Source organism: Idiomarina sp. UBA4206 (assembly GCF_002383015.1).
Classification (GTDB): domain Bacteria; phylum Pseudomonadota; class Gammaproteobacteria; order Enterobacterales; family Alteromonadaceae; genus Idiomarina; species Idiomarina abyssalis.
Genome location: NZ_DFTS01000016.1, coordinates 430 through 17,363, shown reverse-complemented (window position 1 = coordinate 17,363; position 16,934 = coordinate 430). Strand labels below are relative to the sequence as shown.

The 16,934-nt window shown below is 48.4% G+C and carries 20 protein-coding genes and 1 pseudogene; 13 read left to right on the top strand and 8 right to left on the bottom strand.

Annotation, left to right across the window (positions count from 1 at the left end; translation table 11 throughout):
* From B3180_RS03405 to B3180_RS03385, 5 genes and pseudogenes are all read left to right on the top strand, one after another.
* Nucleotides 1-211 (top strand): annotated as a pseudogene (locus B3180_RS03405) (SOS-response cell division inhibitor); the annotation flags it as partial.
* A gap of 302 nt (nt 212-513) precedes the next feature.
* Nucleotides 514-1,635: a cytochrome c oxidase subunit II gene (gene coxB / locus B3180_RS03400; RefSeq protein WP_224797897.1), complete on the top strand. Its 1,122-nt coding sequence runs from the start codon at nt 514-516 to the stop codon at nt 1,633-1,635.
* A 10-nt stretch (nt 1,636-1,645) separates the two neighbouring features.
* Nucleotides 1,646-3,232 carry a cytochrome c oxidase subunit I gene (ctaD, locus tag B3180_RS03395; RefSeq protein WP_054490828.1) on the top strand — a complete coding sequence of 529 codons (1,587 nt, stop codon included), beginning with the start codon at nt 1,646-1,648 and terminating at the stop codon, nt 3,230-3,232.
* A 6-nt stretch (nt 3,233-3,238) separates the two neighbouring features.
* Entirely contained in the window at nt 3,239-3,808 is a 570-nt protein-coding gene (locus B3180_RS03390) for a cytochrome c oxidase assembly protein (RefSeq protein ID WP_054490830.1), read from the top strand.
* A gap of 12 nt (nt 3,809-3,820) precedes the next feature.
* Nucleotides 3,821-4,696, top strand: coding sequence for a cytochrome c oxidase subunit 3 (locus B3180_RS03385; RefSeq protein ID WP_199494456.1), 876 nt, complete (start codon nt 3,821-3,823; stop codon nt 4,694-4,696).
* A gap of 18 nt (nt 4,697-4,714) precedes the next feature.
* Here the strand turns inward: B3180_RS03385 and B3180_RS03380 are convergent, their stop codons facing one another.
* Nucleotides 4,715-4,930, bottom strand: a complete 216-nt coding sequence (locus tag B3180_RS03380; protein WP_054490835.1) for a DUF2909 domain-containing protein — start codon at nt 4,928-4,930, stop codon at nt 4,715-4,717.
* On the opposite strand from B3180_RS03380, the gene B3180_RS03375 reads away from it, so the two are divergent.
* From B3180_RS03375 to B3180_RS03355, 5 genes are read left to right on the top strand one after another with little or no spacing between them, the layout of a single operon-like run.
* On the top strand, nt 4,908-5,663 hold the full coding sequence (locus B3180_RS03375; RefSeq protein WP_273023897.1) for an SURF1 family protein: 756 nt from the start codon (nt 4,908-4,910) through the stop codon (nt 5,661-5,663). The genes B3180_RS03380 and B3180_RS03375 overlap by 23 nt on opposite strands.
* Complete coding sequence (locus tag B3180_RS03370; protein ID WP_222236323.1) at nt 5,660-6,205, top strand: hypothetical protein; 546 nt, start codon at nt 5,660-5,662, stop codon at nt 6,203-6,205. Before B3180_RS03375 ends, B3180_RS03370 begins: the two co-directional genes overlap by 4 nt.
* A 9-nt stretch (nt 6,206-6,214) precedes the next feature.
* Nucleotides 6,215-7,204: a COX15/CtaA family protein gene (locus B3180_RS03365; protein WP_199494459.1), complete on the top strand. Its 990-nt coding sequence runs from the start codon at nt 6,215-6,217 to the stop codon at nt 7,202-7,204.
* A 13-nt stretch (nt 7,205-7,217) separates the two neighbouring features.
* The gene (gene cyoE, locus B3180_RS03360; protein ID WP_286843063.1) at nt 7,218-8,114 is read left to right on the top strand and encodes a heme o synthase; all 897 of its coding nucleotides are present in this window, start codon (nt 7,218-7,220) and stop codon (nt 8,112-8,114) included.
* 12 nt (nt 8,115-8,126) lie between these two features.
* The gene (locus B3180_RS03355; RefSeq protein ID WP_273023901.1) at nt 8,127-8,741 is read left to right on the top strand and encodes an SCO family protein; all 615 of its coding nucleotides are present in this window, start codon (nt 8,127-8,129) and stop codon (nt 8,739-8,741) included.
* On the opposite strand, the gene B3180_RS03350 is transcribed toward B3180_RS03355, so the two are convergent.
* Nucleotides 8,738-9,823, bottom strand: coding sequence for a polysaccharide deacetylase family protein (locus B3180_RS03350; protein WP_273023903.1), 1,086 nt, complete (start codon nt 9,821-9,823; stop codon nt 8,738-8,740). The two genes, B3180_RS03355 and B3180_RS03350, sit on opposite strands and share 4 nt — an antisense overlap.
* A gap of 57 nt (nt 9,824-9,880) precedes the next feature.
* On the opposite strand from B3180_RS03350, the gene B3180_RS03345 reads away from it, so the two are divergent.
* Complete coding sequence (locus B3180_RS03345; protein WP_278358615.1) at nt 9,881-11,203, top strand: MATE family efflux transporter; 1,323 nt, start codon at nt 9,881-9,883, stop codon at nt 11,201-11,203.
* Here the strand turns inward: B3180_RS03345 and B3180_RS03340 are convergent.
* From B3180_RS03340 to B3180_RS03325, 4 genes are all read right to left on the bottom strand, one after another.
* Nucleotides 11,175-12,560: a DUF4397 domain-containing protein gene (locus B3180_RS03340; RefSeq protein WP_286843060.1), complete on the bottom strand. Its 1,386-nt coding sequence runs from the start codon at nt 12,558-12,560 to the stop codon at nt 11,175-11,177. The two genes, B3180_RS03345 and B3180_RS03340, sit on opposite strands and share 29 nt — an antisense overlap.
* A gap of 115 nt (nt 12,561-12,675) precedes the next feature.
* Nucleotides 12,676-13,254 carry a Fe-S biogenesis protein NfuA gene (nfuA, locus tag B3180_RS03335; RefSeq protein ID WP_054490854.1) on the bottom strand — a complete coding sequence of 193 codons (579 nt, stop codon included), beginning with the start codon at nt 13,252-13,254 and terminating at the stop codon, nt 12,676-12,678.
* 71 nt (nt 13,255-13,325) lie between these two features.
* Nucleotides 13,326-13,523 (bottom strand): phosphoribosyltransferase, encoded by a 198-nt coding sequence (locus tag B3180_RS03330; protein ID WP_273023908.1) that lies wholly within the window; start codon nt 13,521-13,523, stop codon nt 13,326-13,328.
* Nucleotides 13,489-13,791, bottom strand: coding sequence for a ComF family protein (locus B3180_RS03325; RefSeq protein ID WP_273023910.1), 303 nt, complete (start codon nt 13,789-13,791; stop codon nt 13,489-13,491). The genes B3180_RS03330 and B3180_RS03325 overlap by 35 nt, the downstream gene beginning before the upstream one ends.
* 261 nt (nt 13,792-14,052) lie before the next feature.
* Between B3180_RS03325 and bioH the strand changes: the two genes are divergently transcribed.
* Entirely contained in the window at nt 14,053-14,820 is a 768-nt protein-coding gene (bioH, locus tag B3180_RS03320) for a pimeloyl-ACP methyl ester esterase BioH (RefSeq protein WP_273023912.1), read from the top strand.
* Nucleotide 14,821: 1 nt separating this feature from the next.
* Here the strand turns inward: bioH and mutM are convergent, their stop codons facing one another.
* Together mutM and B3180_RS03310 are read right to left on the bottom strand one after the other, a co-directional pair.
* Nucleotides 14,822-15,634, bottom strand: a complete 813-nt coding sequence (gene mutM, locus B3180_RS03315) for a bifunctional DNA-formamidopyrimidine glycosylase/DNA-(apurinic or apyrimidinic site) lyase (protein WP_222236314.1) — start codon at nt 15,632-15,634, stop codon at nt 14,822-14,824.
* A 15-nt stretch (nt 15,635-15,649) separates the two neighbouring features.
* Nucleotides 15,650-16,156 carry a hypothetical protein gene (locus B3180_RS03310; RefSeq protein WP_273023914.1) on the bottom strand — a complete coding sequence of 169 codons (507 nt, stop codon included), beginning with the start codon at nt 16,154-16,156 and terminating at the stop codon, nt 15,650-15,652.
* Nucleotides 16,157-16,275: 119 nt separating this feature from the next.
* Between B3180_RS03310 and B3180_RS03305 the strand changes: the two genes are divergently transcribed.
* Nucleotides 16,276-16,893 carry a 2OG-Fe(II) oxygenase gene (locus B3180_RS03305; RefSeq protein WP_286843054.1) on the top strand — a complete coding sequence of 206 codons (618 nt, stop codon included), beginning with the start codon at nt 16,276-16,278 and terminating at the stop codon, nt 16,891-16,893.
* The last annotated feature ends 41 nt before the right edge of the window (nt 16,894-16,934 follow it).

The window sequence follows — 16,934 nt, the reverse complement described above, 5'->3', positions numbered from 1 at the left end:
ATCGCAAATTCGCTGGTTGCGCAGCCACTCAGCTGAACGCTGCGAGTGGGCGCTGGAACAGGCTCTACTGGCCGGTACCAGCAGTATGGTTATCGGTTATTTGGACTCAGTTTCTAACCGTACCTGGCAGCGTGCCCGTATGGCCAGTAAATTGAGTGAAACACAATATTTCCTGTTTGATAAAAACACACTGACATCCCACCTGCACTAATCCCACTTTGTTTGTGTGTTTTATCCCCCAAGGCTGCTTTTGCAGCCTTTTTTTAACAGATCCGTCTATTTTTTGTGCATTTGTTTGATTTGATCTGGATCTTTGGTTGTAAATTCGTTAATAAATGCACTACCCGACTATAAAAATAATATAACAACGATAACTACAACAAAGAGTCAGTAGAGAAAGCGATTTCTGGGGAGAAGCTGTACCTTTTTCTGCTTACCTCTTTGTTCTTCTATTTCAGGCTAGCGAAATTATTTGCTGTCTCATTGAAGAATAAGAGGAGAAGCCACGTGAAAATGAAGCCTTTGTGGGCACTATTGGCGCTAACGAGTCTACCGGCTGCTGCTCAGTCGCGTCTCAATTTGACCCAAGGTGTCACTGAAGTGAGTAACCGGGTTTACGATCTCCACATGACCATCTTTTACATTTGCTGTGTAATTGGTGTGGTCGTATTCGGTCTCATGTTTATTTCGATGATCCGACACCGGAAGTCTAAAAACCCTAACCCTGCAAATTTCCACGAGAACGTTAAAGTCGAAATTGCCTGGACTATTGTGCCTTTACTTATACTGGTAGGCATGGCCATTCCTGCAACAACGACCTTAATTGCCATGGAAGACACTTCCGATGCTGACGTTACTGTCCAGGTAACAGGTTCGCAGTGGAAATGGCACTACAAGTACTTTGAGAACGACGTGGAATTCTTCAGTCGTTTAGCCACTCAACAAGAACAAATTGATAATAAATTTGAGAAAGGCGAAAACTACTTGTTAGAAGTGGACCGTCCATTGGTTATTCCAACCGATAGAAAAGTTCGCTTCCTGGTCACTTCAGACGACGTTATTCACAGTTGGTGGGTTCCTGACTTTGCCGTTAAGAAAGACGCTAACCCGGGCTTTATTAATGAAACCTGGACTAAAGTCGACGAACCCGGTATTTACCGCGGTCAGTGTGCAGAGCTTTGCGGTAAAGATCACGGCTTCATGCCTGTCGTTGTTATAGCAAAAGAACCTGCTGAATATGAAAAATGGATTACCGAGAAAGAAGCTGAGCAAAAGGCGGCACGGGAACGTGAACAAGAATTGCTTGCTATGGAGATGTCGGAAGATGAACTGATGGATCTCGGTGAAAAAGTTTACAACAGCACCTGTGCTGCTTGTCACCAGGCCAACGGCCAGGGCGTCAACGGAGTATTCCCTGCATTAGCGGGCTCCGGCGTTTCTGTGGATCCCGAAGCCAAAGATCAGCACATAGACATCGTTGTTAATGGCGTAACCGGCACAGCTATGCAGGCCTTTGGAAGCCAGCTGTCCATGCGCGAATTAGCTGCGGTAATCACCTACGAGCGTAACGCCTGGGGTAATGATACCGGACAGCTGATTCAGGCCGCCGATATTAACGAAGTCATGAATCAATAAGGAGACGGTGATGAGCACTACAGTGGAAGAGACACATCACGACACACACCACGATCATAAGCCGTCGGGTATTGGTCGCTGGCTATTTACAACGAACCACAAAGACATTGGCTCAATGTACTTGTGGTTTAGCTTCATTATGTTTTTGACCGGTGGCGCCATGGCCATGGTCATTCGTGCTGAACTATTTCAACCAGGCTTACAGCTGGTCGAGCCGCATTTCTTTAATCAGATGACCACAGTCCATGGCCTTATTATGGTCTTTGGCGCGGTTATGCCTGCCTTTACCGGGCTTGCTAACTGGATGATCCCGATGATGATTGGTGCGCCCGATATGGCGTTGCCACGTATGAATAACTGGAGCTTCTGGATTCTGCCATTCGCTTTCATTATCTTATTGGGCTCGTTATTTATGGAGGGTGGTGGCCCTGCCTTCGGCTGGACATTCTATGCACCGCTTTCAACCACCTACAGCTCGGACTCAACCGCGTTGTTCGTGTTCTCAATACACATTATGGGTATTTCATCCATCATGGGTGCCATTAACGTGATAGTCACTATCATGAACATGCGCGCACCGGGTATGAATTACATGAAAATGCCATTGTTTGTGTGGACCTGGCTGATTACCGCCTTCCTGCTTATTGCGGTTATGCCAGTATTGGCCGGTGCGGTTACCATGGTACTGACCGATAAGTACTTTGGCACCAGTTTCTTTGACGCTGCAGGCGGTGGTGACCCAGTTATGTTCCAGCATATTTTCTGGTTCTTCGGGCACCCGGAAGTCTACATTATGATTTTGCCGTCCTTCGGTATTATCTCCGCCATTATTCCGGCCTTTACCCGAAAACGACTCTTTGGCTACGCATCCATGGTTTACGCCACGGCAGCCATTGCCTTACTGTCTTTCCTGGTGTGGGCTCACCATATGTTCACTACCGGTATGCCAGTATTTGCTGAGCTCTTCTTCATGTACTGTACGATGCTCATTGCGGTGCCGACCGGGGTCAAAATCTTTAACTGGGTCGCCACCATGTGGCGTGGCTCAATGACCTTTGAAACCCCCATGCTGTTCGCCCTGGCGTTCGTTATTCTGTTTACCATTGGTGGCTTCTCCGGCTTGATGCTGGCGATTACGCCAGTCGATTTCCAGTACCACGATACGTATTTCGTAGTGGCTCATTTTCATTATGTTCTGGTGACAGGTGCGATTTTCTCCATCATGGCGGCCTCTTATTACTGGCTACCGAAATGGACAGGTCATATGTACGACACCACACTGGCGAAGACCCACTTCTGGACATCGCTTATTTCCGTTAACGTGCTGTTCTTCCCAATGCACTTTGCGGGGCTGGCCGGTATGCCGCGGCGTATCCCTGATTACGCTACGCAGTTTGCGGATATTAACCAGATAGCGAGTATTGGTGGTTTTGCCTTCGGTTTGTCACAGTTGATCTTCCTTTGGGTGGTTATCAAATGTGTCAAAGGCGGCGAGAAAGCAGAAGCTAAGCCATGGGATGGTGCAGAGGGACTGGAGTGGACCGTTCCATCACCAGCGCCTTATCACACCTTCGAAAAACCACCGAAAGTGGAGTGATGACTCATGTCTGATCAGCGCCCCGACAACAGCATTCTGGTTAAGCGACTGTTACTGACAGTCGCCGGGATGTTTGCCTTCGGCTTCGCGCTGGTACCGCTTTACGATGTATTTTGTGAAGTGACAGGCTTTAACGGCCGTACCAGCAATGAAGCCGCGGTTTATCAAGAGGTAGAAGTCGATGAATCGCGTACGGTTAACGTTCAATTTATTACGCGGAATGCTAAGGGCATTCCGTGGAAATTTGAGCCCTCAACCAAACAAGTCAAAATTCATCCGGGTGAGGTTAAAGTAGTTAACTTTCTAGCGTCTAACCCGACCTCTTCCAATATGGTCGCACAGGCTATCCCATCGGTTGCACCGGCTGAAGCCTCGCTTTACCTCAATAAAGTGGAGTGCTTTTGCTTTAACCAACAGCCTTTAGCTGCGGGTGCTGATACAGAAATGCCAATGCAATTTTATCTGGATCCGGATATTCCGGACCACATCAACACATTAACCCTGTCATACACGCTGTACGATATGACAGCCAATACGTCGGCTGAGCAAATGGCTCAGCTGTTAAAAACAGAATAAGGAAACGACGTTATGGCAGAACAACAGAGTTATTATGTTCCTGCTTCCAGCCCCTGGCCAATTGTTGGCGCAGTTGGGTTAGGCTTAATTGCCTGGGGCGCAGGACACACCGTTATCGATATGAGTAAAGAGCAGGATGGTTACGGCAGTACCGTATTAACCATTGGTTTAATCGTTATAGCCGTTATGCTCTTTGGTTGGTTTCGCGACCAAATTAACGAGTCCATGAGTGGCAAGTACAGCGACCAGTTAGGTGTTTCTTATAAACAAGGCATGAGTTGGTTTATTTTCTCCGAGGTGATGTTCTTTGCGGCCTTCTTCGGTGCTCTGTTTTACGCTCGTGTTATAGCCGTTCAATGGCTGGGCGGTGACAGCAATAACGCCATGACCAATGAGGTCCTATGGCCGGAGTTTGTCGCTCACTGGCCTTTGGTTAACACCCCGGGTGGCACTGAGACTCAGGCAATGGGTTGGTACGGCCTGCCTGCTATTAACACCATTATCCTGTTAATTAGCTCGGTAACCTGTCACTTTGCCCATACGGGTCTGGAGCAAAATAAACGCAAACAGCTGACAGCCATGCTGGGCATTACCATTATCCTGGGTTGTATCTTCCTGTACTTACAAGGTGCAGAGTACGTTCACGCCTACGAAGAGCTTGGCTTGGCACTTGACTCAGGTATATACGGTAATACCTTTTACATGCTGACCGGATTCCACGGTATGCACGTCACCCTGGGTACCGTCATGCTTATTGTCATGTTCCTGCGGGTTCTGAAAGGTCACTTTACACCGGATAACCACTTTGCATTTCAGGCAACCAGTTGGTACTGGCACTTTGTCGATGTCGTCTGGCTATGCCTTTTTGTCGTGGTGTACGTTCTGTAAAAAAAGAAAACGCCCCAGTTAATAGGGGCGTGGATTTAAAGGTAAGAAACCACTGGCGGTCGCCGCTATCAGTATGACAAAGATAACGGCGGCTACTCCTACTCGCTTTCCCAAATAATGGGACATAGGTGGTTTGTCCGGGTCGTTCCGCAGCATACTAAATAACGCCCTGAACAGGTTCACCACCATATATGCTAACAGCAGTACAATAATGATTTTAAAAAAGACCAACATACGTTTTCCTCTTGTCGCTACGTTAGTTACTCTGCTGGCAATTGCGTTATTGGTCAAGTTAGGTTTTTGGCAGCTTGAACGAGCTGAACAAAAACGCCAGCTGTTTAGCGACTATGAGCAACAACTCTCAAGCGGTGAAGCGACCAAACTCGACCGTCTGGCTGAGGTGTCACCTGAAAACGATCGCTTTCGCTATGTGGAAATGAATGGTGAATTTGTTCCACAACCCATTTTCCTTCTCGATAACCAAATTCAAGACGGCACCGTTGGTTATCAGGTAATTGCGCTGTTCCAGCCACAGGCAATGTCTGAAAATTATGTTCCGGTTAATATGGGGTGGCTACCAGCACCGGCTTCCAGACAGTCATTACCGGAAGTGAATATGCCTTCAGGTCAGCATAGGCTAACCGGTTTTCTGTACTTTCCTTCCAACAATCAATTTGTAAATAACACTTACGAGACCGACTTAGCTGATAGCAAAATTCGGGTGCAGGAGTTTCAGCCGAACGCCATAGCAAAACAACTCGATATGTCATTAACCGATTATACCTTTTTACTTGAGTCGCCAGAAACTATGGGCTGGAGCCGCGACTGGAAACCTCAGGTAATGTCACCGGAAAAACACCAGGGTTACGCCATTCAGTGGTTCTCACTGGCAATTGCCTGCTTGGTGATTTTCCTATTTGCTGTTATAAAACTGAATAAACAACCAAAAAAAGAGGAGACCCGATGAGCTCCCTGAATCGCTCTCGACGCGCCATTATTATTGTTTTCGTTGCCTTTATTGTCCCGTTACTAGCGGCCTGGCTGATTTTGTCACAGAACTGGTATGAAGCGGGCACCAATAAAGGCACCCTGCTGCAGCCGCCTATAACCCTAGATAAACAAACCGACCAACTACCGGAAGGCTGGCAATTGGGTTATGTCGCGCCCAAAAACTGTGGCACAACCTGTGAAAATACCTTGTACGTTATGAATCAGGTCGACGTGGCTATTGGTAAAGACACCGAACGCCTGACTCCAGTGGTGCTTCACCAAAGCGAGAATGCACAGTCAGAGTTTAATCACAGCGCACCTCACATTACGCAACTGGTAACACCGCAGCTCATTGAACAATTAAGCGAACTGCCGGAAAACACCGTCTTTATAATCGATCCTATGCACAACGTTATGCTTTATTACCCAACTCACTCGGATAAAGAGCAGATGATAACGGAAGGTAAAAACGTGTTGGCGGATCTTCGTAAACTGCTTAAATTGTCCAGAATTGGGTAGGAAAATCACATGCGTTTACTGGTAAAAATTAGCGTTTTTTTTGCTTTTGTCGTTATTGTTCTTGGCGCATTTACCCGGCTGACTGAGGCTGGCCTGGGTTGTCCGGACTGGCCGGGTTGCTACGGCTTTTTGGGTGTTCCCTCTCAGGCAGAGCACATTCAGGAGGCTCAACTTCGTTTTCCAGATGCCCCGGTTGAGCAGGGCAAAGCCTGGAATGAAATGGTGCACCGCTACTTTGCCGGCACCTTAGGCTTACTGATTCTGGCTATTGCTATCATCGCCTGGATTAAAGGCCGCCGTTATAGCCATTACCCTACGCCGGTAAAATTACCCACCCTGTTGCTGGGGCTGGTCATATTCCAGGCAGCTCTGGGCATGTGGACAGTGACCATGAATTTGCAGCCACTTATAGTGATGGGACATCTGTTAGGGGGCTTTTCAGTGATATCACTGCTGTACCTGTTGTCCTTGCGTCTGTCGTCGTTCCGGCTTGCGGGGGGAGATTCAGAGCTAAGGCGCTACAGAGGGCTGGCTTTCTTCACCTTATTAGTTGTTATTGGGCAAATAGCTCTGGGGGGCTGGGTTGCAGCCAATTACGCCGCCGTCGCCTGTACTGACCTGCCTTTTTGCGAAGGTAACTGGACCGCACAACTGGACTTTGCCGGCGCTTTTAGCATACCAGAGGCCGATACCTATCAGTACGGTGCCCATGACTACAACGACCGCATGACCATGCATGTCATGCATCGAGTTGGCGCCATTATTACCTTTTTAGTGGTCTGTGCTTTACTCTTTAAATGTTGGAGAAAAGCAAAGTCGCAGTTTTTCCGCCGCTCATTAATTGTTATTGGCTTGTTATTGTCTTTGCAAATTCTGCTCGGTATTAGTAACGTAGTCTTTCAATTACCGCTTTGGAATGCAGTAGCGCACAATGCTGTTGGGGCTTTGTTGTTACTGTCGATGGTTGGGTTGAATTACAACCTGTCCAGAAAAGCGTAGAGGAGTTGTAATTATGGAATCCGTTGCCACAAAAAATATAACAAAAACGCGCAACGCTCACTGGCGGGACTATCTGGAGCTGACCAAGCCTCGTGTCGTCGCCTTGTTGTTGCTCACTGCAGTGGTTGGCATGTGTCTGGCCACTGAAGAGCTTGTTTCGATGAATGTCCTGGTCCCGGCCTTAGCCGGTATTGGTCTGATGTCCGCTGCTGCGGCTGCTATTAATCATCTGGTTGACCGTCATATCGACGCGAAAATGGCCCGTACGCTGCGTCGGCCACTGCCTCAGGGAAATTTATCACCGACCAAAGTCACGATATTTGCGGCAACTATTGGCGCCATTGGTTTTGTGACCCTGTATTCCTGGGTTAACCCCTTAACCGCCTGGTTAACCTTTGCCAGTATGGTGGGTTACGCTGTGGTTTATACCATGTTCTTAAAACGCGCAACGCCGCAGAACATTGTTATTGGTGGCCTGGCAGGTGCAGCACCGCCGCTACTGGGCTGGACAGCAGTCACCAATGAAATTAACGCCCCAGCGGTACTGCTGGTTATGATCATTTTTACCTGGACACCGCCCCACTTCTGGGCGCTTGCCGTACACCGCGCAAAAGACTACGCGCGAGCTGAAATTCCAATGCTGCCGGTTACTCACGGTATCGACTTCACCAAAACCTGTATTTTCTTGTACACCGTTTTATTGACCGTGGTTTGCCTTATGCCTTTCTTAATTGGCATGACCGGCATGATTTACTTGGTAGGAGTCAGTTTACTTAACGCCATTTTCCTGGCTTACGCCTGGAAGCTGAAGTACGCGCCCAGCAAAAAGACAGCCTTTAACATGTTTGCTTTTTCTATCTGGCACCTCATGCTGCTGTTTGTCATTTTACTGGTCGATCACTACGTATAAATGGAGTAATAGATGAGTCGTATCGTTACACTGCTGGCCGCTCTTATTGCCCTTGCAGCGGGTTTTGCGGTTTACAACTTTTGGCCGGAAGAAAAGCCGGAAGCCTTAGTTTATGAACCGCCCCGTGCGTTAAAGCCCTTTACTTTAGAAAGCACAGCAGCCGGCACAGTGGAAAACGATGCGCTTAAAGGTCAGTGGACCCTGCTCTTTACCGGTTATACCTTTTGTCCCGATATTTGCCCAACCACGATGTCAGACTTGAAGGGCGTGATCCCTGAGTTGCAGAGAGAGGTTTCCGAACCGGTTAAAGTTTGGTTGATTTCAGTTGACCCTAAACGCGATGATATTGAGCGTTTAACTCAATACGTTAACTATTTTGGTGACGACTTTGTCGGTGTGCGCGCCGAGCACAAAGAGCTGTTCCCTTTCGTGCGCGATTTAGGCTTAATGTATTCCATTCCCGATGAAGGCGAGGAAAATTATCTGGTGAACCACAGCGCCGCTATTATTTTGGTGAACCCGGACGGTAATCGGAAAGCGATTTTCAATGCCGACCACCAACGCGGAGAAATACCGGTGGTCAGCATGGATAAACTCAAAAAAGATTTTGCCATTATCGCCAATTAATCAGGCCAACTACCTGACTCGTTCGGACGGATAAGCGCTACGGAATACCAGTAGTAGCGCGATTCTGAAGCACTGGGCGCGGTACAGTTAACGCGTGAGCGTCCAATATTGATGTCCTGCTCTAAGCTTACACGAAACTTTGTATCACTTTCCCATTCAGGCTTTAGTACTGAACCACCAGCAAAACATTGCAACGCATCGGTGCGCACATCGTCCAGTGTATCGCCCGCTTCCAGCGTCACACTAATAGTTGGGCGCTTATTATCATGTGCGACTAAAGGCTCTTCCGGTTGATAAGCACTTACCGGCATGGCTTTAGAATTCAACTTGGCTTTCAGCGTATTTAAGTTCGCATAGATACCCGAGGCCGGAAAGCGAGTAATAACCGTATCTTCGCTCCATTTGGACCATGGGCCTGAATGCTGAGCAAAGGCCAGAAAGCCCCATTCATCCAGTAAAGCCCGCAATTCGTTGTTATACTCACCGTAAGGGTAGGCAAAGTACTTCTGCTGTGCGCCTAAGTTCTCATCAATGGCTTCTTGTGCCGTAATTACATCGTAACGCATACGCTCCTGCCACTCTTCATCGCTTTCACCTTCTTGCTTACGAATAAGGTGTGCGTGAGTCTGTCCATGATTAGCAATGGTAGCGCCGTTCTTCTGAATTTCTTTAAGTTCTTCCCAGCCCATGTAATGGCCGCTGTGCTTACGCATGAGTTCAGGGTTAACGAACACCGTATAAGGCATCTCAAACTCTTCCAGGACCTCTACAGCGTTCTCATAGACGTTTTGATAGCCGTCGTCGAAGGTAATAACAACGGCTTTTTCAGGAAGCTCTTCGCCTTTTTCAATGGCATCGCGCGCAACGGTAATATCAATAACGTTAAAGTTGTTATCCTGCAGGTATTGCAGATGCTCTCGAAACGTCTCCGGGTCAATTGACGTTACGGCGGGAGTTGAGTCACTGACGTGGTGGTACTGCAGCACCACCACGCTATCGGCGCTGCCAGCCTGAGCCAATGGTGAGCACCCCAGCAATAAGCCCGATGCGGCACTCAACGTCATTTTGTTCAACATCTTCATACTGACTCCTGATAAAGTATAAAAGCCGTTATTAACCGAGTTTACTTAAGGATAGTTATGCACAAGCTGTTTGGATTTTCATTGTCTGATCACAGCCGCGTTTTTGCGATTGCTCTGCCAATGATCATTTCCAATATTGCTGCGCCGCTTCTCGGTCTGGTCGATACTGCCATCATAGGTCATTTGCCGGACGCTATCTACTTATCCGCCGTTGCCGTTGGTGCCATGGTGGTCAGTTTTATTTATCTGCTGGCGGTATTTTTGCGCATGGCGACAACCGGCTATATAGCCCAGTCCTACGGAGCCGATGACATACATGCTCAGCGCCAGCACTTTAATAACGGCATTATTATTGCGCTGGGTTTAGGTGTTTTAATAGCGGTTGCCAGCCCGTTAATTAATGACTTAGCCATGTGGGTTATCGCCCCTTCTGCAGAGCTCGAAGGCTACGCCCGCGATTACATCGAAATTCGCTTATGGTCAGCACCGGCTTCGCTGATAACGCTGGTTGCTCTGGGCGTATTGTTAGGCCGGCAAAACAGCCGCAAAGCCATGCTCCTGGTAATCATTACCAACGCCGTGAATGTGGTTATGGATGTGATACTCATTCTTGGCTTTGGACTGAATGTAAAAGGCGCCGCCTGGGCATCGTTAAGTGCCGAGTGGGTAACCGCCATTGTCGGTTTCTACTGGACCGCCCGTGCACTGGGCTGGCACTTACGTCACTGGCAGCTCAAATTTCAGCAGCTGCGTCAGTTTTTAGGCGTTAACGGTAATATTTTTATTCGCAGCCTGGTGTTGCAGCTGTGTATGGCCACAATGACAGGCTACGCGACGCGCTACGGCAGTACCATGGTGGCAGTTAACGCCGTACTCATGCAGTTCCTGATGCTAATCTCTTTGGGGTTAGACGGCATTGCCTATGCCGTGGAAGCTCTTGCCGGAGCCGCAAAAGGTCAAAAACGTTACGATAAAGTACGTTACTGGTGCAAAATTACTTTGCTCTGGTCGTCGCTCTTTGCTGTGGTTTATACGCTCGTTTTCGCTCTGGCAGGCAGTGCAATTATTCGTTTAATTACCGATATTCCTGAAATTATCCGGGTTGCTGAAGATTATTTACCCTGGATAATAGTACTGCCGCTACTGGCTCACTGGAGTTACTGGTTTGACGGTGTATTTATCGGTTTGTCGTTAAGCCGTGGTATGCGCAACACCATGATACTCAGTGCTGTCATTGGCTTTTTACCGTTGTGGTGGGCAGGATTGCCGCTGGAGAACCACGGTTTGTGGTTAGCTCTCAGCGGCTTTTTATTCATGCGTGGTATTACCCAGGCAATCTGGTTCAAATACCTTAGTTCGCCAGATCATCCATCAGGATAAGCTGTGGTGGCAAACCTCCGTCAGTTGCATCAACCGCAACTGCCGTATAGATGCCACCGCCTTCTAATGTCAGTACAGGCGTCTGAATAGCAATGTCCTGCGTACCTGTTGCCGTTACAGTAACCACGTAGTCACCTGGTGTTAAAGCAACATTACCTGTGCTCACCAGACCTTCTGCGTCAAACGGAACATCGGTAAAGGCAGCGTCTGCGCCACTAATGTCGTCTGTTGCGGTTACGTAGATATCAACATTACCGGCACTGGGTGCGGCATGAACCAGTTGTACCTTCGCTTCAGTCGTGACCCGACGACGCTCTTCAGTCAGTACTTGTAAGCCAATAGTGCTCAGCTCACCAACCGCATAAACCGAATAGCTCATTGCGTTTTCTACAGCAAGAGCGGCATCTTCAATAACAACCGGATCACCGCCCGCAGCAGCAACATCAACACTGTACTCAGCGGCTTCCAGGTTTAAGTACCCAGTTGCACTTTGGAAAGGCAGGTCTTGCACTTGGGCTTCTGCTGCATCATTTAATGTGACATCAACGTTCGGTGCATCCGCCACGGCATGCACAACACGAACATCGGCACCAACGTCGGCGTCATGTACTAAAGTGGTAGACTCACCGTCGCTGATCTGCAGAGTAACCGGTGAATTATCCGAATTGGCCGCCACATTGTTGGTTGCCGCAATGATGTAATCACCGCCATCTGCAAGACTAACGGTTCCTGAGTCATAGACAACCGCATCGTCACCCGCACCGGTTAAGCGAATGCGGTAGTCACCGGCTTCAACGTCGACCTGGCCGCTGTCTTCACCGTAAGCAAGTGTCAGGGCAGGTGATGCCGCACTTAAGTCTGCATCCGGAGCCGTTAAATAAACATCAACTGTCGGCGCACCATAGGCGGCATGCACAACCTGAATACGACTCTCCCCGCCTGCTACATCAGATACCGGGTTAGAGATAATTAACGGCTCCAGAGACTCATCCGCTAATTGACCAACGGCGAAAACTTCATAACGCGTATCGGCAGCGAAAGTTAAAGAGGCAGGCCCAATGGCATCGAAGGTAGTCTCATCAGGCAGAATACCCTGAACCGTAATGTCATAGTCACCGGCATCAACTTCTAAAACCGCAGAAGAGGTGTGATAAGGCACATTTTCTAATAGCGCTGCGTCACCTGCTAATACATTAACGTTAGGTGAGTCGGCTGAGGTATGATGGACACGGACAAAGCTTGATTCAGCTTCAGGTGGAGTTGTGGTAGCATCGTCATTGTCGCTGTCGAACCAGTCACAACCCGTTATTAATAATAAAGATGTCGCCAGGACACCAAACTTTTTGATCCCTTGCATGATTAATTTCCTCGTATTGATTAGGCAAATATCGTTACGAGTGAAGATCGTGCAAGGGATCACATATTTTTAACACTAAAAAATCGAACAATACAAAGTTGTATAGTCGAAAGGTCTAGTAGTACGAATGCTCTCCGTGCTCATGATCAGTTATATCACGAACTCCGGTCACTTCTTCCGGGAAGCGTTCAAGCAATTCTTTTTCAATGCCGTTTTTCAACGTGACATCGATCATGCTGCAGCCGTTACAGCCACCGCCAAATTGCAAAATAGCCACGCCGTCATCGGTAATTTCGGCAATCATAACCTGACCACCGTGACTCGCTAACTGCGGGTTTATCTCAGCCTGAATCACATACTCTACACGCTCAATTAACGGTGCGTCATCAGCAACCTTACGGGCTTTCGCGTTTGGTGCTTTCAGAGTTAACTGAGACCCCATTTCCTGCTCTTCAAAGTCAATGGCTGCGTCTTCCAAAAACGGAGCGCTACCGGAATCTACGACGGCATCAAAGCCGTTAAACGGTAAACGTTCGTCGTCAGGCTCAACGGAATCTGGCGGACAATAAGAAACACCACACTCGGCATTTGCCATTCCCGGATTAACCACAAAAACACGAATACACGTGCCGTCTGGCTGGTCCGCTAATAGCTTCTGAAAGTGGGACTGCGCTGCTTCTGAAATACGAATCATAAATACTGACCTCACGGCTTATACCTGAGTAAATTACTAAGGTATAGTGTAACCGAGATACCCTTCAGTTTCTAGTCGTGTTGGTTATAGACAACCGCCCAGGCATCCACGGCTGCGGCCCCTTTTTTGTAGAGGGCATCGGCGGCGGCCATCATGGTGGCTCCGGTACTGAGTACATCATCAACAACAGCCACCGTACTACCACTAAAATCGTGAAGGGCTAACTGACTTCGCTTACTGTTTTCCCAGCGAGCGGACTGCGATGCCATATGCTGCTATAGGCACCGAGCGTATTTTACGTAAGCCACCCGCAATGTAAGGCACCTGTAGTACAGCAGACAAATAGCGCGCCAATAATGCAGTTTGGTGAAACCCGCGTTGGCGCCAGGCGTGCTGCGTCATTGGCACCGCAACAATACAGTCCGGCATGGGCTGCCCCTGGTAGCAAAGTCGCAAATGAGCCGCCAGCTGAGTAGCCAGTAGAGGAGCAAGCTCAGCCTTATTGCGGAATTTAAACAGAGTCATCAATTGTTGCACTTGCGGCTCCCATCGCAACGCACCATACCAATAGCGGCACCGCTTTTGATCTGCGGTGAGATGCTGCTCAATATCGGACAGGTGCTGACAACAACGTGGATACCAACGTGGTAACGCCTCGTCGCAGTATGAGCACAAAGCCGTAGCTGTAACACTCGCGCAACCACAACTCCAGCAAGTACCTAATTCAAAAGCATTGGCGAGGCTTCGGAAAAACGCTAGCATAGTCACCTAAATAACAAATTTGGGAAAGTGAGTATAGTGAGCCTATCGGTAACATGCAGTGGCACAGGAACGCCTTTTGTTGTACTCCATGGCTGGGGCATGAACGGGAATATCTGGCAGCCGGTGGTGCCTGCTTTAAGCGAAAACTTCCAACTTCACTGTGTTGACTTACCCGGCTTTGGACTTTCCGAATGGTCGCCGATGAGCGAAGTTTCGCTCGAAGGCTTTGTAGAACAAATTATGCCCGTCCTGCCCGAGCGTTTTCATCTTCTGGGGTGGTCTTTAGGTGGGCTTATTGCTAAGCAGGCGGCTCTTAGTTACCCCGAACGGGTCATTTCATTAAATACCGTGGCCTCATCGCCTCACTTTGTGGAAAGTGATAGCTGGTCGGGCATCAAACCAGATATTCTGGAGCAGTTTCAGCAGCAGCTGGAGACAAACTTTAAAAAGACCATTGAACGCTTTTTGGCCATTCAGGCTATGGGAAGTAACGATGCACGTGAGCAAGTGAAGCAGGTAAAGCAACTGATATTTGCCAAACCCATGCCTAACCCGGGTGTGCTTAAACAGGCGTTATCCATTTTGCAAACCGCCGATCTGCGCCAGCAATTGAAGAATATTGAAGTGCCCTTTACCCGTTTTTACGGACGCCTGGACAGCCTGGTTCCTGAGCGCGCTATTGCGGATATCTCAGCATTGGCACCTAACTCAGACGCTGTAATATTCAATAAAAGCTCACACGCTCCGTTTATTTCAGAACCGGAACGCTTTGTCAGCGAGTTATTAAGGGCAGTGAAAAGTTAAACTAGCGCTGGCAATGGGTGCAGTACACTGTGCTGCGCTGACCCAGACGAATTTCCTTCAGCCGTTTACTGCATACCATACAAAGCTTGCCACCACGTCCGTAAACCTGAAGTTTTTGCGCGAAATAACCGGGGTTACCGTCTACTTGAGTAAAATCTTTTAGCGTCGTTCCGCCCATTTCTATAGCGCCTGCCAGAGTTTCTTTTATGAGTGGCACTAATTTTTGGTAGCGTGCTTTACTGATTTTACCAGCCGCGCGTTTGGGGTTGATACCGGCTTTAAATAAGGCTTCATTGGCGTAAATATTACCGACACCAACCACAACTTTATTGTCCATAATAAAAGTTTTTACCGACTGCGTTCGCCCCCGCGAGCGCTCAAATAAATAGTCAACATGGAAGGCTTCTGTTAGCGGCTCCGGACCTAGCTGTTTGAGCAATTCATGTCCGGTCACATCGGTTTCACTGTAAAGCAAAGCGCCAAAGCGGCGCGGGTCGTTTAACCGGAGCGTCTGTCCGTTAGCAAACTCGATATCAATGTGGTCGTGTTTGTAATGCGGGGTTTCAGCCGGCACCACTCTGAGCTTTCCCGACATGCCCAAATGGAGTATCAGGCACCCGTTATCCGTCTGCAGCAATAAATACTTTGAACGGCGACTTACCGAGCGCAAAACATGGCCTTCTACCTGATGCACTGTTTCCGGTACCGGCCAGCGAAGACGCTTATCGTGAACCTGAACGGTCGTGATTTTATGACCTTCGATGTGCGGAGATATGCCTAATCGGCTGACTTCAACTTCGGGTAATTCCGGCATAAACGTCAGACTTCCTTAATGACCCAGTAATTGACTGGCAGTGAATTCTTTTACGCGAAAATTCTGCTGTTGGTTCGGCAGACGAATTATCAACTCAGGGTCGGCGTACAGCTCGACACGCGCTTCCTCTCCCCCGGCAAAACGAAAATAAACGTCAGTGATTAAATTTTCTGCTGTTTGGTTGGTTGGCTCCATAGTCAACGCCAGCCAGTTCTCTACCACACTTTCAGCGGCTTTTTCGGACAGGCGGCATGGAGTCTGGCACTGCCATTTCTGTTCCTCAAGAACCAGCCGAAGTTCATCAATTTGTATCTCTCTTAAATTGCCATCATCGGGTATCAAACCAATAACCTCACCCGGTGAGGCTTCATCCTTAATATCTTTCTCTGCTTCTTCTTTAACTGGCGGCGCGACATACCAGAACACCACCATAATAATTAATAAGGCGTAAACCAGAACGTTGTTCCACGCTCTGCGGGTCATAGTCAGCCCAAATATTTTTCGCTTCTCATTCACTTTCATTGGCTTTCGCTCTATGTGATAACCTGACGAATAATTTTCTTGTTGCTGTACTTCTTGTTACTAGAAACAGAATACCCTATATTCTCGCGCGACAACAAAATACGGGGCTTTATTGCATTATGGTGCTATCTGATATTATCGACAAAGTCGCCGACCACGGCTACTGCATTATCGATGATTTTCTCCAGCCGGAGCGCTCTGGGGCACTGTACCACTATGCTCAGCAGTTACCCTCCCAGCACTGGAATCTGGCCGGCATTGGCCGTCAACAGAACCAAACCATTAATACCATGGTACGCAACGACCGCATTTACTGGTTAACCCAGGAAGAGCCCCGCTACAAAGATTACCTGGCCATTATGGAACAATTGCGCAATGAATTTAACCGCGAGTTGTTTCTTGGCTTGTTCGATTACGAGTGCCACCTGGCTCATTACCCGAAAGGGGCTTTCTATAAAAAACATCTGGATGCATTTAAAGGCCGGAGTAACCGCGTGTTGACCACGGTGTTTTACCTGAACCCAGAATGGGAAGAAACCGATGGCGGGCAACTGGTTATTTATGGCAATAAAGGTCAAGTGCTGGAAACCGTACTGCCCAAACAAGGACGCTTGGTGGTATTTTTAAGTGACCGTTTTGTGCATGAAGTACTACGTTCAGAAAGAGACCGCTTCAGCATTACCGGTTGGTTCCGCATCAATGCCAGTATTTCCGGCATTGTGGACCCACCGCGCTAACCGTAAAAGTCAGGCAATAAAAAACCCAGCCGAAGCTGGGT

Coding starts and splice junctions, on each gene's coding strand:
- coxB (WP_224797897.1), top strand. CDS start 514: ATGAAGCCTTTGTGGGCACTATTGGCGCTAACGAGTCTACCGGCTGCT.
- B3180_RS03345 (WP_278358615.1), top strand. CDS start 9,881: ATGCACAAGCTGTTTGGATTTTCATTGTCTGATCACAGCCGCGTTTTT.
- B3180_RS03310 (WP_273023914.1), bottom strand. CDS start 16,156: ATGAAAGTGAATGAGAAGCGAAAAATATTTGGGCTGACTATGACCCGC.
- B3180_RS03355 (WP_273023901.1), top strand. CDS start 8,127: ATGAGTCGTATCGTTACACTGCTGGCCGCTCTTATTGCCCTTGCAGCG.
- B3180_RS03365 (WP_199494459.1), top strand. CDS start 6,215: ATGCGTTTACTGGTAAAAATTAGCGTTTTTTTTGCTTTTGTCGTTATT.
- B3180_RS03350 (WP_273023903.1), bottom strand. CDS start 9,823: ATGAAGATGTTGAACAAAATGACGTTGAGTGCCGCATCGGGCTTATTG.
- B3180_RS03305 (WP_286843054.1), top strand. CDS start 16,276: ATGGTGCTATCTGATATTATCGACAAAGTCGCCGACCACGGCTACTGC.
- B3180_RS03340 (WP_286843060.1), bottom strand. CDS start 12,560: ATGCAAGGGATCAAAAAGTTTGGTGTCCTGGCGACATCTTTATTATTA.
- mutM (WP_222236314.1), bottom strand. CDS start 15,634: ATGCCGGAATTACCCGAAGTTGAAGTCAGCCGATTAGGCATATCTCCG.
- B3180_RS03330 (WP_273023908.1), bottom strand. CDS start 13,523: ATGGCATCGCAGTCCGCTCGCTGGGAAAACAGTAAGCGAAGTCAGTTA.
- B3180_RS03390 (WP_054490830.1), top strand. CDS start 3,239: ATGTCTGATCAGCGCCCCGACAACAGCATTCTGGTTAAGCGACTGTTA.
- cyoE (WP_286843063.1), top strand. CDS start 7,218: ATGGAATCCGTTGCCACAAAAAATATAACAAAAACGCGCAACGCTCAC.
- B3180_RS03370 (WP_222236323.1), top strand. CDS start 5,660: ATGAGCTCCCTGAATCGCTCTCGACGCGCCATTATTATTGTTTTCGTT.
- nfuA (WP_054490854.1), bottom strand. CDS start 13,254: ATGATTCGTATTTCAGAAGCAGCGCAGTCCCACTTTCAGAAGCTATTA.
- ctaD (WP_054490828.1), top strand. CDS start 1,646: ATGAGCACTACAGTGGAAGAGACACATCACGACACACACCACGATCAT.
- B3180_RS03385 (WP_199494456.1), top strand. CDS start 3,821: ATGGCAGAACAACAGAGTTATTATGTTCCTGCTTCCAGCCCCTGGCCA.
- B3180_RS03380 (WP_054490835.1), bottom strand. CDS start 4,930: ATGTTGGTCTTTTTTAAAATCATTATTGTACTGCTGTTAGCATATATG.
- B3180_RS03375 (WP_273023897.1), top strand. CDS start 4,908: ATGATTTTAAAAAAGACCAACATACGTTTTCCTCTTGTCGCTACGTTA.